We start from the raw sequence: 15,843 nt of genomic DNA, 5'->3' as shown, positions 1-15,843 counted from the left end.
GTAGCAAGGTGATACCTTTGTTACGGTTTTTTGTTGCGCGTTTAAGGAGATACTTCGTTCTGCACGTCGTCCCTTAGTAAGACAAGTGCATTGTCTGGCTCAAATAGTCATTTATTACGGGAGAAATAAAAAAAAACGAATGTATGTTCGAAAAAATGCTTGGCAAAGAGCGGAAAACAAGTTATTATAAGAATATACCAATTACGATAAAAGGAAGTGAATGTCTTGACAGACCGTCGCGCCGCACTTGAAATGGCATTGCGCCAAATTGAAAAGCAATTTGGGAAGGGTTCTATCATGAAGCTTGGTGAATCCACTCATATGAAGGTTGAAACTATTTCGAGCGGCTCTTTAGCTCTGGATATTGCTTTGGGCGTTGGAGGCTTTCCACGCGGCCGTATTATTGAAGTATACGGACCGGAATCCTCAGGTAAAACAACCGTAGCTCTTCATGCTATTGCAGAAGTTCAGCGTTCTGGAGGACAAGCTGCTTTTATTGATGCAGAGCATGCTTTGGACCCATCCTATGCGAGCAAGCTAGGAATCAACATAGATGATTTATTGCTATCCCAGCCTGATACAGGTGAACAAGCTTTGGAAATAGCCGAAGCGCTCGTCCGGAGTGGTGCTGTTGACATTATTGTTATTGACTCTGTAGCTGCACTTGTGCCAAAAGCGGAGATTGAAGGAGATATGGGAGATTCCCATGTGGGTCTGCAAGCACGTCTGATGTCGCAAGCTTTACGTAAGTTATCAGGTGCTATTAACAAGTCCAAGGTTATTGCAATCTTTATTAACCAGCTTCGTGAGAAAGTTGGCGTAATGTTCGGGAATCCGGAAACAACTCCTGGAGGACGTGCATTGAAGTTTTATTCCACCATTCGTTTGGATGTTCGCCGGGTGGAAACACTTAAGCAAGGTAATGATATGATAGGGAACCGGACAAAGATCAAAGTCGTCAAGAACAAAGTGGCTCCGCCGTTCAAACAAGCTGATGTGGATATTATGTATGGTGAAGGTATCTCTAGAGAAGGCAGCATTATCGACATTGCAACTGAAATGGACATCATTAACAAGAGTGGTGCATGGTACTCATTCAATAACGATCGTTTAGGACAAGGCCGCGAAAACTCCAAGCAGTTCCTTAAAGAAAATAAAGAAATCGCCAATATTATTGAGCAAAAAATACGCGAAAGCAGCAATCTGACTCAAGTCATCAGTCCGAATTTGGAGGACGATGAGGATGAGGATGAAGACGAGATTGCAGCATTAGGTCTAGAATAAAATTATAGTACGAAGGCACCTTTAAACTTTTAAAGGTGCTTTTAATTTGTAAAGGGGTGCGACGAATTTGACACATATAGAAGCTGACATAGAAGCTGAGGCTTTCATCATTACTAAGGTGGAGAAGCAGAAAAAAAACAGACATCGTTATAATATTTTTATTAACGAAGCTTATGCTTTTTCCGTTCATGAGGATATTTTGATTAAACATCGTCTCATAAAGGGAGAATCTATCCAGGTTGATCAAACGAAGCAAATTATTGAGGATGAGGAACGGCATAAATCATATTCCAAAGCTGTAGAGTTAATTGGAAGACGGCCTCATTCCATTCAGGAAATAGAACGTAAATTAAAAGAAAAAGGATATGAAGAAGACACGATCAGTTTTACTATAGACACTTTAAAGCAGCAAAACTACATGAACGACAAAGAGTTTGCAAAGATTCTAACGGAAAACCGAATTTCGGGTCAGCGTAAGGGAAGGAATTATATTCGTCAGGAGCTGCAGCAAAAAGGGGTAGACCAGGAATTCATTCGTGATGCTCTAGATGATATCAACGTAGAGGAAGAATGGAATAGTGCTCTAAAGCTTGGTGAAAAAAAGTGGAGCGTTACTTCCGGAACCAAGCAGGACCGTAGAAGAAAAACGGTCAGCTTTTTACTGAGAAGGGGGTTTGTCGGCAGCTTGGTCACAAAAGTTATGAAGCATATTGATGCTGCAGGAGAGGATGAGGAGCTGGATATTCATATAGAGGAATCCTTCGATGATTAACCTCATTAACTAAAATCTTAACCGTGTTAATTAATTGTAAATTCCCAATTAACGGATACTTGAGGTATTAGTTGGCCAATAGCTTGACAAGCTTCTTCGACAAAAGATAAAATAACAGTGTATATTTTCATAAATAATCATGATCATAGCATTCTATGATTTTGATCGGCAGCTGTAAAAAACGCCAATTTTTGCACTGTCTTTATGAATCGTATGGGCAATAAGCCATTTATGAGTGTCCATTCAATTAGAACCATACTCTGGCTGGAGCATGGGTTATGACCTACCCACACAATTGAAAAACGGATTAAAAAACCGAAGGAATCCCAAACTAACAACTTGGAGAAACCAACGAGGAGGTGAACAAGATGCACACTGCCATCTGGATCTCGATCATTCTCGTTGTTGGCCTTCTATGTTTAGGGGCCGGTTATTTTGTCCGCAAATCTCTTGCAGAAGCGAAAATTTCCAGTGCAGAGCATGCCGCTGACCAAATTAGAGAAGCAGCTAAAAAAGAAGCGGAAGCATTGAAAAAAGAAACGGTTGTAGAAGCTAAGGACGAAGTCCATAGGCTGCGCACCGAAGCTGAAAAAGACATTCGTGAACGTCGGAACGAAACTCAACGACAAGAGAGACGATTGTTGCAAAAAGAGGAATCGCTGGATAAAAAAATCGAATCTTTAGAACGTAAAGAAGAGCAGGTTGCCAACAAAGAGAAGAGAATCGAAGATACACAAGCACAGATCGACCTGATTTATAAAAACCAATTGTCCGAGCTTGAACGGATTTCTGGACTCTCCATGGAAGAAGCTAAAAGCATTATTCTTACCAATGTTGAGCAGGAGGTTCGTCACGAAACGGCACAGCTTATTAAAGAAATTGAGCAGCAAGCTAAAGAAGAAGGCGACAAGAAAGCAAGAGAAATCATTACGCTCGCCATTCAAAGATGTGCTGCTGATCACGTTGCAGAAACAACAGTATCTGTAGTAACGCTTCCAAATGAAGAGATGAAGGGACGTATTATCGGACGTGAAGGCCGCAATATTCGTGCTCTTGAAACATTAACGGGTATTGACCTTATCATTGATGATACGCCAGAAGCCGTTATTTTATCAGGCTTTGATCCGATCCGCAGAGAAATTGCCCGGACTTCATTAGAAAAGCTAGTCGCAGATGGACGTATCCATCCTGCGCGTATTGAAGAAATGGTTGAGAAATCCCGCAAGGAAGTGGATGAGCGTATCCGCGAATACGGGGAACAGGCAACTTTTGAAGTCGGTGTACACGGTCTGCATCCAGACCTGATCAAAATTTTGGGAAGACTTAAATTTAGAACCAGTTACGGACAGAACGTATTGAAGCACTCGATGGAAGTAGCTTATCTAGCTGGATTAATGGCTGGGGAGCTCGGGGTAGACGTAACTTTGGCGAAACGTGCCGGGCTGCTTCATGACATCGGCAAGGCGCTTGATCACGAAGTCGAAGGCTCTCATGTAGAGATCGGCGTAGAGATTGGTAAGAAATACAAAGAACATCCCATCGTTATTAACAGTATCGCTTCACATCATGGTGATGTGGAGGCAACCTCAGTCATTGCAATGCTCGTAGGAGCTGCAGATGCGTTATCGGCGGCAAGACCAGGGGCACGGAGAGAGACACTTGAAACCTATATCAGACGTCTTGAGAAGCTTGAAGAAATCTCTGAGTCGTTTGAAGGTGTTGAGAAGTCTTATGCGATTCAAGCAGGTCGCGAGGTGCGCGTTATGGTTCAGCCTGAGAAAGTGGACGATACCGAATCGTTCCGGCTGGCCAGAGATATTACGAAGAAAATTGAGAGTGAACTCGATTATCCGGGGCATATCAAGGTTACTGTCATACGTGAGACGAGAGCGGTTGAATACGCTAAATAACAGTGTTACATGGGAAAAGTGGCCTAAACAGCCACTTTTCCTTGTTTTAATATTCGAAGTGAGGTGTAAGATTATCAAAGTTGTATTCATAGGGGACATTGTCGGCTCAGTCGGAAGAAAAGCATTAAAAACGATTATGCCGCGATTAAAGCAAACACATGCGAACGCTATTTTTATCGCCAACGGGGAGAATGCCGCTGCTGGAAGAGGGATTACGTCGGCGATTGCCAAAGAAATGTACGAGATGGGTATTCACGGAATTACAATGGGCAATCATACGTGGGACCAGAAAGACATCTTTGATTTTATTGATCAGGATGAGAAAATGGTCAGACCGGCTAACTTTCCACCTGGAACACCGGGTCGGGGGCATACGGTTATTAAAGTGAAGGACCAGGAGCTGCTTCTTATTAACCTCCAGGGAAGAACCTTTCTGCCACCTATTGATTGTCCGTTCCGTAAGGTGGAGGAGATCCTCGAGACTGCAAAGAAAAAATATAAATTTATTTTTGTTGATTTTCACGCAGAAGCAACCTCAGAGAAGATTGCCATGGGCTGGCACCTGGATGGCAAAGTATCAGCGGTTGTAGGGACGCATACACATGTTCAGACTCACGATGAACGTATTCTGCCTCAAGGCACTGCCTATGTTACGGATGTAGGCATGGTGGGGCCGAGAGATGGGGTACTCGGAATGGAGCGCGTCTCTGTTTTGCAGAAATTTAAAACACAGCTGCCTGTTCGTTTTACAACGGATGAAGGGAAATGGCATTTTCACGCAGTTGTGATGGACTTGAACGACCAGACTGGCCTAGCCAAAGGAATTAAGCTAATCCGGTATGATGAGGATCACGTTTTTATGGATTAAATCCACAAGTTTGCAAGATTGACTCGGGGTTAGGAGGAATTATTATCTCTTCTCTAGAATATGATGGTTACTGGAATCTATCCATCATCCCCCGAGGAGGTACTCTTCATGGAAGTATTAAAAGTTTCAGCAAAATCCAATCCAAACTCTGTAGCAGGTGCATTGGCAGGCGTGTTACGTGAGCGTGGAGCCGCAGAGCTTCAAGCTATCGGTGCAGGTGCGCTAAACCAAGCCGTCAAAGCAGTAGCTATTGCAAGAGGATTTGTTGCGCCTAGTGGAGTTGACTTAATTTGCATTCCAGCATTTACAGATATCGTAATTGATGGGGAAGATCGGACAGCCATTAAATTGATAGTCGAACCTCGCTAATAGCATACAAAATAAATAAGCAATACGGCCTGTTTACCCTGTAGACAGGTTTTTTACGTTTCCGACTAGGTGCAAAGAAAGGATTGATGGAACATGCATATCATTGACGCTCATTGTGATGCGCTCTCCAAGCTTTATTTAAACCCGCGGCTCGATTTCTATAAAGAGGAAAAGGAGCTGGACGTAAGCTACCCCAGATTGCAAAAGTCAAAGGTCAAGATCCAGTGCTTCGCCATTTATATGCCAGAGCAAATTCAGCAGCCAACTTTTGAGCATGTGCGGCTTATGATAGATATCTTTTATAAAAAAATCATAGGCAATCATTCGCAAATGCGAATAGTTAATAGTATTAAAGACTTTCACGAAATAATGAATACAGAGCAGACAGGAGCCATACTCACTTTGGAAGGGGCAGATGCACTGGCAGGGAATATTGCCTATGTGCAGGACTTGTATCAAGCTGGTGTTAGAATTATAGGGATTACATGGAATTATGCTAACTGGGCAGCAGATGGTGTCATGGAGCCTCGAAAAGGCGGATTTACCATCAAAGGGAAACGTCTTATTAAAGAAATGGAACGAATCGGCATGATTGTCGATGTATCTCATTTATCTATTGCCGGGTTTTGGGAGCTTATGGACATGTATTCCAAGCCTTTCATCGCTTCCCACTCCAATTCGGCACAGCAGTGCGGCCATCCAAGAAATTTATCAGACGACCAGATCAGAGCTATAATTAGCAGAAAGGGACAAATAGGTCTAACTTTTGTTCCTTATTTTGTGAAAAGTCAGCAGCCGGTCCAGATTAAACATCTGCTTGTGCACCTCGACCATATTTGCGCTTTAGGCGGGGAAAAGCATCTTGGATTTGGCTCAGATTTCGACGGAATCGATCAATGGATTTACGGTTTGGAGAATTCAGGGAAATTTGAGAATTTAATTGAGGTTTTATGTCAAAACTATAGAGAGACACAAGTCGAACAATTTTTATTTGGGAATTGGAAACTTTTTTTACTACAGAATCTTCCAGAAAATTGACGATCAATCTATTGTTGATATGTATTCCATCTAAAAATTCTATCTTTATGCTCCATTCCAAACCCTTGCTTTTTACCAACTAAAGGAATAGAATTTTAATAATAAGTGAAAGATTTTGTTTATACCTCTTTATCAAAAAAGGATATGCGGCACAGCTTATTATTACACGCAGCTACCAATCAAAAGGAGTGGACGTACGGTGATTAGTCAGTTATCTTGGAAAATCGGAGGTCAGCAGGGGGAAGGGGTCGAGAGTACAGACCGGATTTTCTCTACAGCGCTGAACCGACTCGGTTATTATTTGTATGGGTACCGACATTTTTCCTCGCGGATTAAAGGGGGGCATACGAATAACAAGATTCGCATCAGCACTAAGCCTATTCGGGCGATTTCCGATGATTTGGATATCCTGGTTGCTTTTGATCAAGAGACCATCGATTTTAATGCGCACGAGCTTAACGCTAATGGAGTTATTGTGGCGGATGCCAAGTTTAACCCAGTATTACCAGAAGGTATTCAAGCACGTCTGTTTCCAGTGCCTATTACGGCCATTGCAGAAGAGCTGGGAACTTCCTTATTTAAGAACATGGCCGCATCGGGTGCGTCTTGGGCATTGCTCGGACTGCCTATTGATGTGTTTAATAAAGCAGTAGAAGAAGAGTTTGGACGCAAGGGGGCAGCTGTTGTCGAGAAGAATATCGAGGCAGTTCGCAAAGGCGCAGAATCCGTATTGGAGCTAGCTGGAGGACCGCTTCATGAGTTCGCTCTTGAGCCTGCTGATGGTGGACAGAAGATGTTCATCATCGGAAATGATGCGATCGCACTTGGAGCTCTTGCTGCAGGCTGTCGCTTTATGCCCGCTTACCCCATAACACCAGCGTCTGAGATCATGGAATACCTGATCAAGACTTTACCTAAATTTGGCGGTACAGTCATCCAGACTGAAGATGAAATAGCTGCATGTACGATGGCTATCGGAGCCAACTACGGCGGTGTGCGTACGCTTACAGCATCTGCAGGTCCAGGGCTTTCTCTGATGATGGAAGCTATTGGTCTTGCCGGTATGACGGAAACGCCAGTTGTTATCGTTGATACTCAGCGCGGAGGACCAAGTACAGGTTTGCCGACGAAGCAAGAACAATCCGATCTGAATGCAATGGTTTACGGCACGCACGGAGAAATCCCCAAGATTGTACTTTCACCAAGCACGATAGAAGAATGCTTCTATGATACTATCGAGGCATTCAACCTTGCAGACAAGTACCAATGTCCTGTTATCCTGATGACAGATCTTCAATTGTCGCTAGGTAAGCAGTCTTCAGCAATGCTTGACTATAACCGCATAGTAATTGATCGTGGTAATTTGGTTACTGAGCCAGAAGAAGCTGAACAGAACCAATTGTTTAAACGCTACGAGTTTACTGAGGACGGCATCTCACCTCGTGTACTGCCTGGCGTTAAATATGGTATCCACCATGTAACTGGCGTTGAACACGATCAAACAGGACGTCCTTCAGAAAGCACTGAAAACCGCCAAAGAATGATGGACAAACGGATGGAGAAGCTGAAGCATATTAAAGTTACTGATGCGGTTAAAGTGGATGCTCCTCATGAAACTCCCGATATCCTGTTAATAGGAATGGGCTCGACAGGTGGAACTATTGATGAGGCAAGAGAAAGATTAGCGAAGGAAGGTATCAAGACGAACCACGCTACCGTTCGCCTAATCCACCCTTTCCCGACTAAAGACATCAAATCCTATATAGAAAAAGCAAAGACAGTTATCGTAATTGAGAACAATGCTACAGGCCAATTAGCAGATCAAATCAAGCTGCACACAGGTTATGGCGATAAAATTCAAAGCTTGCTTAAATATAATGGGAATCCGTTCTTACCAGCGGAGATCGAACAAAAATGTAAGGAGCTGAGCTTAGCATGGCAACATTAAAAGATTTTCGTAACAATGTGAAGCCGAACTGGTGTCCAGGTTGTGGAGACTTCTCCATTCAAGCGGCTATTCAAAGGGCGGCAGCCAGCGCCGGATTAGAACCGGAAGGTTTAGCTATCGTTTCAGGTATTGGTTGTTCCGGAAGAATTTCCGGTTACGTAAATGCTTATGGTTTCCATGGTGTACATGGCAGATCGCTTCCTATCGCGCAAGGGTTAAAAATGGCAAACCGTGAGCTGACAGTTATTGCCGCAGGCGGAGATGGCGATGGCTTTGCAATCGGAATGGGACATACTGTCCATGCCATTCGCCGGAATATAGACGTGACTTATATTGTCATGGACAATCAAATATACGGACTGACCAAAGGTCAAACATCTCCACGTAGTGCCGAAGGGTTTAAAACCAAGAGTACACCACAAGGCTCGATTGAGTCGGCACTTGCTCCTTTGGAATTAGCTCTTGCTGCGGGTGCGACTTTTGTAGCTCAATCCTTCTCCAGCAACTTGAAGCAGTTGACCGCTATTATTGAAGAGGGCATTAAGCACAAAGGCTTTTCATTAATCAATGTGTTCAGCCCTTGCGTAACCTTCAATAAAATCAACACCTATGACTGGTTCAAAGAAAATATCGTTGATTTGGAAGAGATTCCTGATTACGATTCATCCAACCGGGTTATGGCGATGACCAAGCTGATGGAAACTGGCGGCATGCTGACGGGTATTATCTATCAGGACAAAACGAAGAAAAGCTACGAGGATATGGTAGTTGGCTTCAAAGAAGAAGGGCTCGCCAAGCAAAATGTTAAGATTACTGAGGATGAGTTCAATAAACTCGTTGCTGAATTCAAATAAAAAAGCGTTACAAATGAGGGCATATGGGAAACCGTATGTCCTTTCATTTGCAAGGCTATACTGATAAAAAATGTAAACTGGAGGGGACAACTATGTTTCAGGTACCTATAGGAGTTTCAGCACGTCACATTCATTTATCCTTGGAGCATATTGCACTCCTATTCGGAAACGGCTACCAGCTGCAGGTGATGAAGGAGTTATCACAGCCTGGGCAGTTCGCAGCAAAGGAGACTGTAGGGATTGTGGGACCCAAAGGGGAATTTGCCAGTGTACGCATTTTGGGACCTGCAAGACAGCAGACACAGATAGAAATTTCCCGCACCGACGCTTTTGCGCTAGGCATTCATCCGCCTGTTCGTGAGTCTGGCCAGATTGAGGGGACCCCAGGCTTGAAGGTGGTGGGACCCCAAGGGGAGATCGAGCTTTCACAAGGTGTAATCGTCGCCGCGCGGCATATTCATTTTCATACATCGGATGCTGAGAAGTGGGGGATCCGGGATAAGCAGCTTCTCAAAGTGCGGGTTAACGGAGAGCGCCCCTTAATCTTCGAGCAGGTGATCGCACGAGTATCAGACCAATTTGCACTCGATATGCATATTGACACAGATGAAGGAAATGCAGCTGGAGTAAGAACTGGAGATTTGGCGGAATGGCTCGAATAGGTCTAGTACATTAACAATAGCAGGATGGTATTGGCTAGTACTAGATGGATAAGATGGGGGCATTGTGGTATAATTTCTTATTAGTGTTTAAATTAATATTTTTAAAAGAATACAAATAATTATTTGTTGAAATGAACATAAAGGAAGTGAGACACATAATGACGAAGGAGAGCACAAACTCACCGGACTTAAAATCCGGCAAGGGTGAGAAAGATTACTCCAAATACTTCGACTTTTCAGACGCGAAGATCATTAGCGAAGAAGATGGCAAGACTACTTTACGCATTAAGGGACGCAACGTTCAGATTAATTCTGCTCCCAACTACAAAGATGAGAAGAAGCGCGGCAAGGAAGAGATCAAGGTTCATTATGATTTTTCTATTCCGGAAGACATGAAAGACTTTGGGAAAGAAAAGTATGTATATCTGGTTACTTATGGATGTCAGATGAATGAGCATGATTCCGAAGTGATGAAGGGCCTGTTTCAAGAATTAGGCTACCAGCTTACAGAAGACAAGTTTCAGGCCGATGTGATCCTGCTGAATACCTGTGCAATTCGGGAGAATGCGGAGGATAAGGTGTTTGGAGAGCTCGGACATCTGAAATCATTGAAAGCGGAAAAGCCTGGACTTATTCTGGGTGTTTGCGGTTGCATGGCGCAGGAAGAAGCCGTTGTTAGCCGGATTTTGCAAAAGCATAGCTTTGTTGATTTAATTTTTGGGACTCATAATATTCATCGTCTGCCAGCACTGCTCAAGGAAGCCTATTTTAGTAAAGAAATGGTCGTTGAGGTATGGTCCAAGGAAGGCGATATCATTGAGAATTTGCCCAAGAAGCGGGAAGGTATCAGAGCTTGGGTCAATATTATGTACGGCTGTGACAAGTTCTGTACGTATTGTATTGTGCCGTTTACACGCGGAAAAGAAAGAAGCCGCAGGCCGGAGGATGTACTTGCAGAGGTAAGGGATCTGGCAAGGCAAGGCTTTATGGAGATTACTTTGCTTGGGCAAAATGTGAACGCCTATGGCAAGGATTTTGAAGATATCAAATATTCCTTTGCTGATTTAATGAATGATATCAATAAGATAGATATTCCAAGAATCCGCTTTACGACGTCTCACCCGCGTGATTTTGACGATGATTTAATCCAGGTGCTAAGCCAGCGCGGCAATCTTGTTGAGCATATTCATCTGCCAGTACAGTCTGGCAATACCGATATTTTGAAGATTATGAACCGAAAATATACAAGAGAACATTATCTCCAGTTAGTGGCCAAGATTAAGCAAGCTATTCCGGATGTGGTTTTGACAACGGATATCATAGTTGGTTTCCCAGGGGAGACCGAAGAGCAGTTTGAAGACACCGTTTCATTAGTTAGAGAGGTCGGTTTTGATTTTGCATTTAGCTTCATTTACTCACCGAGAGAAGGAACACCTGCAGCCGGTATGGAGGATAACGTCCCCTTGGAAGTGAAGAAGCAGCGCTTATACCGATTAAATGATGCGATCAATGAGTATTGTAAAATGAGCAATGAAAAGCTCCGTGGTGAGGTAATGGAAGTGCTTGTAGAAGGAGAGAGCAAGAATAATGCTGAAGTGCTCTCCGGAAGAACACGAACCAATAAGATGGTTCACTTTGTAGGGGCTAAGGATCAAATAGGCAAGCTTGTGCATGTAAAAGTTAAGGAACCGCAAACTTGGGTGCTTAAAGGTGATCTTGTACCTGAACCTATTGCGATGTCTTAAAGAAGCTGTATTTATGAACAAAGTATTTAAGAACAATGCATTTTTGAACAATAAATTAAGAGATTTAGGAGTGTGTTAGCTAGTGTCAGAGCATGGAAAACGTTCGGGTGCTCAATTAGAGCATTATACCAATACAGAAATGATAGTGCGCGAAGACATTCTTGCGAAAGCGATGGAGCTTGCATCTCTGCTTACGACTTCAAATGAAGTGCAATTTTATCAGCAGGCAGAGAAAAAAATCGCCACCAATGACGATATTCAGAAGCTTATCAGTGCGATTAAGAAAAAGCAAAAGGAAATTGTAGCCTTCGAATCGTTCAAAAATCAAAAAATGGTTGATAAAATTGAAAAAGAAATTGAAGTGCTGCAAGATGAACTGGACGGAATCCCTATTGTCTCGGAGTTTAAGCAAACACAAGAAGATATCAACTACTTGCTTCAATTGGTGATGTCCGTGCTGCGTGATACGATTTCCGAGAAAATCAATGTGGAAGTTGGAAGCGCGGAAGCCCCCAGCTCTTGCGATTAACTCGAAGCATCTATAAGGAGTCGCTGCGATGATTACGGTTAGAAATTTAAACAAAATATATCCTCCTGACAATCAGGTTCTGTCTCAAGTTAGCTTTCAGATCGATGCAGGTGAATTCATTGCTGTTATAGGCGGTAGCGGCAGCGGAAAGAGCACTTTACTCAAATGTATCAGTCATAAGGAGAAATGGTCCTCCGGGCAATTGATTTATGATGGCCGGGACATCACTTCCCCTGGATTAATTGATCGCTGGAAGCTGGGTAAGGATTTTGTTTATATTGAAGAAAAGCCGATTTTGTACCGGAACAAAAGCGCACTTAAGAACGTTCTGAAAGGACGCTTTTATCAAACCTCCATTTTGCGCTTAATGACAGGAACCGTCAATCGGGATGAGCATGTGCTCGGCATGGATTATTTGGAGAAAGTAGGTTTACTGGATAAAGGCAAGCTGAAGGCTGGTACGCTCAGTGGGGGCGAGCAGCAGCGTGTTGCCATTGCCAAAGCGCTAGTTCAAGGCGGAAAAATTTTAGTCGTTGATGAGCCAGTTACCGGACTGGATCCCAAATCGGTCGAGTTCATTCTTAATGATTTCAAATCCTTATGCAAAAATCAGAACATATCCGTCATTGCCACCCTTCATCAGGTCGAGCTCGCAGAGCGCTACGCTACGCGGATATGGGGAGTCGCAGATGGCAAGATTGTCCTGGATATCCCGGCCAGAACGCTTACTTTACGAGAAAAACAGCTCGTATTCGGGCAGTCATGACAAAGGTACTCTTTGTATGCTTAGGGAACATTTGCCGTTCACCTATGGCCGAAGCTGTTTTTCGTCATAAAGTAAAGAAAGCTGGCTTGGAAGCCTCCATTCAAGCAGCTTCTGCCGGGACAGGCGACTGGAATTTGGGAAAAGAGCCGCATGAGGGGACGAAGACTATTCTGGATGCTCATCATATCAGCTATCAAGGAATGATCTCCAAGCTTATCAAGCTGGAAGATTTCCACGATTATGATCTGATTATTGCAATGGATGCCTCTAATGTAAGCAATTTGAGGAAGTTTGCTGCAAATAAGGAAGATGTTGTTATTCGGCAGCTGCTTGAATTTTATCCGGAGCGGGGAATTACAGATGTGCCAGATCCTTATTACACTGGCAATTTCGATGAGGTTTACGAGATGATAGATAGAAGCTGCGAGCAGCTTCTTGCCTGGATAGTGCAGCAAGAAAAAAGGCAGACGTGATGAGTAAGCATCATGTCTGCCTTTTTTTGTTAACTAAGCAGCCCGACTACTGCGAATTGAGCGCGTGCTTCACTTAATGATGTTTTTCATTGTTAAAACAAGTGTTCCAGATAAATCCGTCACGTTAATGATGATTTTCATCGTTAAAAGAGCCCAATTGGCCTCTCAGGGTGATTAAAAGGGATTTTAACGATGTTTTTCATCGTTAAAGTAAGGATGTGGAGCGGACCCTATGCTTTTAACGATGAAAAACATCGTTAAAGCATCAGCTCAGCTCATCTGCGCGGGCTCTTCATCCCCAGCACCTGTGCCCGGCTAAGAAATCTTCTCCAACCAAGAGACCCCCCCTACTGGCAGTCCGTTTGAGCTTGGTGTTCGTATGATTCGTGCGATTGTAGCTGAGTGAGGGAATGGCTGTGGGTGGAAGAGCGGTAGAGTCCGCCTTTAAAGATTTGTTCATACCTACTCATCAATTTTCAATCAGGGAACAAATCTTTAACAGCGGTTGGAGCCCACAGCCCTTCCGTCCGCAACGCACTCAAGCCATGAACACGCAACCTCAAAGGACGCCGCAAGGCATTTTTCTGCATTAACGTTCATGGGTTACCAGAACAAGGCCGGACAAAATGCCACACTCAGAAATAGCTTGCAGCATTTGTTCATGGATAGGGATGATAACATCGGTAGGTCCGAGCTTGAAAATGCCACTGCGGTTGTGAACGGTAGCCGCTTGGACGAAAAGTTTATATTGTTGTAATTCTGACGATAAATTAGTTGATTCTTGATTGGAAGAACGCCAGTTAACAAATGTTATGTTCTTAAGGCGCTGAATCTCATAAGGCACGATACTGATGATATCATCAAGCTTGAAGTAATAATTTACATGAGGCTTGTGTAGAATTAATTCTTTAGTTGTGACGGTAAGTCCATAATCCTTTTTCTTATGTGACATTCGCAGATCGCCTTCGAGCGATTTTATTTTTAGAAAGTCAGGATGCACGGGAAGTCCTCCTCACAGCTGCATTTTGGATTACTTGTAGTTACCAGAATAACATAGAACGGCTGGCAAGCCTAGTTCAGTTGTCCCAGCTGTCTAACCTGCATTAGTTTATGTTAGGAGCTTGAAAAGAAAAATTAAATATTCGACAGACATTTTGACTGGTGGCAAGTATAATAAGGATAAAATCCTTTTATGAAAGCGATTACAAAATGAATTTAAAGAATGGAGCGATCATTATGGCGCTGAACAAACAACTGTTCATAGCACCTGTCAGCTCACAAGTATGTGGAATTGTCTATGACCCGCTTACTGAAGAAGCTATCCATACCTGCGAAGATTGTGAAGAAGGGGAGTGCCGGCAGATTTACAAGGAGAGGGAGAGGGAAAAGGAGAAGGAGGATGAGGATGAGGTGCACCCCTTTTATTTGGGCGCTTGCGGCTTAATTATGGAGTACATGCTGTAGCATTTTTGGGCTGAAAAAAGGGTTGCTTCGCGTAAATTTACTGATACAATGAGAATAGAATAACTATTCATACTATTCAATCTACATTTATTTTTGAAAGGAGACATGGAATGGTTACATTACCCAAAGTAAACAATCTTGGCTTTTTCGAGATTAGGCTGGAATCCATTGGTGGTCTTGGTGCCAATTTGGCGGGTAAGATGCTGGCAGAAGCAGGGGTAGTTGGAGTCGGACTTAATGGTGTCAGCTTTTCCTCTTATGGCTCTGAGAAAAAAGGTTCTGCTGTGAAAGCACATATCCGGTTTTGTGATCCCCATACGAATATTCGCGACACCTCTCCTGTTGAACGGCCGCATGTAGTAGGCATTTTTCATGAATCGCTTTCAAAGACTGTAAACGTTATTAGTGGTATTTATGAAGACAGCACGGTACTTGTTAACTCCACGAAAACTCCAGATGAATTGAAGGAAAAGATGAACCTTAGAGGGGGAACTATAGCTGTTATTGATGCAATCGGGATTTCTCTAGAAGAGAAAAACCGGGTGAACATGGCGATGCTAGGAGCCTTATTCCGGTTGTGTGACTTTCTTGATCCTGAAGTGATGAGAGGTGTAATCCGCAAGTCGCTGGAAAAGAAGTATCCCCTGGCTGTGCAGCCTGCAATTCGCACTTTTGATCGAGGTTATGAAGAAGTTCAGTTCCATACGTATGCGCTTCCAGAAGGTGAAGAAATGCCTAAGTTTGTCCGTTTCGATACACCGGTACTTGGTTATGCAACTCAGCCGATGGGAGGAATGATTACTAATCCCGGGAATAGCATTCTCAAGGATTTAAGCATTTCAAGAGCTGGTATGATGCCGCATTTTCATGAGGATAAGTGCATTCACTGTGCATCATGCGATAATGTGTGCCCGGATTTCTGCTTTGTCTGGGAGCAGCAGCCGGATAAGAAGGGCCGTCCGCAGATGTTCCTGCAGGGTATTGACTATCAATACTGCAAGGGCTGCCTTAAATGTGTACAGGCCTGTCCGACCGATGCATTATCGGGGGAACGGGAAACAGACGGGTATGCGGATGATCACCGTACGCCTCACAGATTCGATCTTGCAGCTAACTGATATAGATATATAGTTCACTTATTCAAGGGAGAAGGGTGGAACC

The 15,843-nt window shown here is 43.5% G+C and carries 16 protein-coding genes; 15 read left to right on the top strand and 1 reads right to left on the bottom strand.

Going from position 1 to position 15,843, the window contains the following annotated elements; translation table 11 throughout:
• The first annotated feature begins 225 nt into the window (after positions 1–225).
• From recA to J2Z66_RS13760, 13 genes are all read left to right on the top strand, one after another.
• Entirely contained in the window at positions 226–1,284 is a 1,059-nt protein-coding gene (gene recA, locus J2Z66_RS13820) for a recombinase RecA (protein WP_209972020.1), read from the top strand.
• A gap of 67 nt (positions 1,285–1,351) precedes the next feature.
• On the top strand, positions 1,352–2,056 hold the full coding sequence (locus tag J2Z66_RS13815; RefSeq protein ID WP_245375528.1) for a regulatory protein RecX: 705 nt from the start codon (positions 1,352–1,354) through the stop codon (positions 2,054–2,056).
• Between the two features lie 368 nt (positions 2,057–2,424).
• A complete protein-coding gene (rny, locus tag J2Z66_RS13810; RefSeq protein WP_209972019.1) occupies positions 2,425–3,966 on the top strand; it encodes a ribonuclease Y in 1,542 nt (513 codons plus the stop codon).
• Between the two features lie 73 nt (positions 3,967–4,039).
• The gene (locus J2Z66_RS13805; protein ID WP_209972198.1) at positions 4,040–4,834 is read left to right on the top strand and encodes a TIGR00282 family metallophosphoesterase; all 795 of its coding nucleotides are present in this window, start codon (positions 4,040–4,042) and stop codon (positions 4,832–4,834) included.
• 108 nt (positions 4,835–4,942) lie between these two features.
• Positions 4,943–5,203, top strand: a complete 261-nt coding sequence (gene spoVS, locus J2Z66_RS13800) for a stage V sporulation protein SpoVS (protein ID WP_027084382.1) — start codon at positions 4,943–4,945, stop codon at positions 5,201–5,203.
• A 93-nt stretch (positions 5,204–5,296) separates the two neighbouring features.
• Positions 5,297–6,241, top strand: coding sequence for a dipeptidase (locus tag J2Z66_RS13795; RefSeq protein WP_209972018.1), 945 nt, complete (start codon positions 5,297–5,299; stop codon positions 6,239–6,241).
• Between the two features lie 199 nt (positions 6,242–6,440).
• The gene (locus tag J2Z66_RS13790; protein ID WP_209972017.1) at positions 6,441–8,189 is read left to right on the top strand and encodes a 2-oxoacid:acceptor oxidoreductase subunit alpha; all 1,749 of its coding nucleotides are present in this window, start codon (positions 6,441–6,443) and stop codon (positions 8,187–8,189) included.
• Positions 8,177–9,043, top strand: coding sequence for a 2-oxoacid:ferredoxin oxidoreductase subunit beta (locus tag J2Z66_RS13785; RefSeq protein ID WP_209972016.1), 867 nt, complete (start codon positions 8,177–8,179; stop codon positions 9,041–9,043). The genes J2Z66_RS13790 and J2Z66_RS13785 overlap by 13 nt, the downstream gene beginning before the upstream one ends.
• Positions 9,044–9,135: 92 nt before the next feature.
• Positions 9,136–9,705, top strand: coding sequence for a phosphate propanoyltransferase (pduL, locus tag J2Z66_RS13780; protein WP_209972015.1), 570 nt, complete (start codon positions 9,136–9,138; stop codon positions 9,703–9,705).
• 158 nt (positions 9,706–9,863) lie between these two features.
• On the top strand, positions 9,864–11,450 hold the full coding sequence (gene miaB, locus J2Z66_RS13775) for a tRNA (N6-isopentenyl adenosine(37)-C2)-methylthiotransferase MiaB (RefSeq protein ID WP_209972014.1): 1,587 nt from the start codon (positions 9,864–9,866) through the stop codon (positions 11,448–11,450).
• Between the two features lie 139 nt (positions 11,451–11,589).
• Positions 11,590–11,979 (top strand): YlbF/YmcA family competence regulator, encoded by a 390-nt coding sequence (locus J2Z66_RS13770; protein ID WP_209972197.1) that lies wholly within the window; start codon positions 11,590–11,592, stop codon positions 11,977–11,979.
• Between the two features lie 28 nt (positions 11,980–12,007).
• Positions 12,008–12,745 carry a phosphonate ABC transporter ATP-binding protein gene (locus tag J2Z66_RS13765; RefSeq protein WP_209972013.1) on the top strand — a complete coding sequence of 246 codons (738 nt, stop codon included), beginning with the start codon at positions 12,008–12,010 and terminating at the stop codon, positions 12,743–12,745.
• Positions 12,742–13,218 carry a low molecular weight protein-tyrosine-phosphatase gene (locus J2Z66_RS13760; RefSeq protein WP_209972012.1) on the top strand — a complete coding sequence of 159 codons (477 nt, stop codon included), beginning with the start codon at positions 12,742–12,744 and terminating at the stop codon, positions 13,216–13,218. The genes J2Z66_RS13765 and J2Z66_RS13760 overlap by 4 nt, the downstream gene beginning before the upstream one ends.
• Before the next feature lie 589 nt (positions 13,219–13,807).
• On the opposite strand, the gene J2Z66_RS13755 is transcribed toward J2Z66_RS13760, so the two are convergent.
• Positions 13,808–14,218, bottom strand: coding sequence for a hypothetical protein (locus J2Z66_RS13755; RefSeq protein WP_312894549.1), 411 nt, complete (start codon positions 14,216–14,218; stop codon positions 13,808–13,810).
• Between the two features lie 236 nt (positions 14,219–14,454).
• Here J2Z66_RS13755 and J2Z66_RS13750 point away from each other — a divergent pair, with 236 nt between their 5' ends.
• The gene (locus J2Z66_RS13750; RefSeq protein WP_209972011.1) at positions 14,455–14,682 is read left to right on the top strand and encodes a hypothetical protein; all 228 of its coding nucleotides are present in this window, start codon (positions 14,455–14,457) and stop codon (positions 14,680–14,682) included.
• Between the two features lie 110 nt (positions 14,683–14,792).
• The gene (locus tag J2Z66_RS13745) at positions 14,793–15,800 is read left to right on the top strand and encodes a 2-oxoacid:acceptor oxidoreductase family protein (RefSeq protein WP_209972010.1); all 1,008 of its coding nucleotides are present in this window, start codon (positions 14,793–14,795) and stop codon (positions 15,798–15,800) included.
• Positions 15,801–15,843 lie beyond the last annotated feature (43 nt).

The sequence above is a fragment of the Paenibacillus eucommiae genome, from assembly GCF_017874215.1.
Classification (GTDB): Bacteria; Bacillota; Bacilli; order Paenibacillales; family NBRC-103111; genus Paenibacillus_AI; species Paenibacillus_AI eucommiae.
This window is presented reverse-complemented; position numbering and strand designations above follow the sequence as displayed.

What these genes read in the sequence shown, in the direction of transcription:
- rny (WP_209972019.1), top strand. Translation starts at nt 2,425, where the DNA reads ATGCACACTGCCATCTGGATCTCGATCATTCTCGTTGTTGGCCTTCTA.
- spoVS (WP_027084382.1), top strand. Translation starts at nt 4,943, where the DNA reads ATGGAAGTATTAAAAGTTTCAGCAAAATCCAATCCAAACTCTGTAGCA.
- J2Z66_RS13795 (WP_209972018.1), top strand. Translation starts at nt 5,297, where the DNA reads ATGCATATCATTGACGCTCATTGTGATGCGCTCTCCAAGCTTTATTTA.
- J2Z66_RS13785 (WP_209972016.1), top strand. Translation starts at nt 8,177, where the DNA reads ATGGCAACATTAAAAGATTTTCGTAACAATGTGAAGCCGAACTGGTGT.
- pduL (WP_209972015.1), top strand. Translation starts at nt 9,136, where the DNA reads ATGTTTCAGGTACCTATAGGAGTTTCAGCACGTCACATTCATTTATCC.
- miaB (WP_209972014.1), top strand. Translation starts at nt 9,864, where the DNA reads ATGACGAAGGAGAGCACAAACTCACCGGACTTAAAATCCGGCAAGGGT.
- J2Z66_RS13770 (WP_209972197.1), top strand. Translation starts at nt 11,590, where the DNA reads ATGATAGTGCGCGAAGACATTCTTGCGAAAGCGATGGAGCTTGCATCT.
- J2Z66_RS13765 (WP_209972013.1), top strand. Translation starts at nt 12,008, where the DNA reads ATGATTACGGTTAGAAATTTAAACAAAATATATCCTCCTGACAATCAG.
- J2Z66_RS13760 (WP_209972012.1), top strand. Translation starts at nt 12,742, where the DNA reads ATGACAAAGGTACTCTTTGTATGCTTAGGGAACATTTGCCGTTCACCT.
- J2Z66_RS13750 (WP_209972011.1), top strand. Translation starts at nt 14,455, where the DNA reads ATGGCGCTGAACAAACAACTGTTCATAGCACCTGTCAGCTCACAAGTA.
- J2Z66_RS13745 (WP_209972010.1), top strand. Translation starts at nt 14,793, where the DNA reads ATGGTTACATTACCCAAAGTAAACAATCTTGGCTTTTTCGAGATTAGG.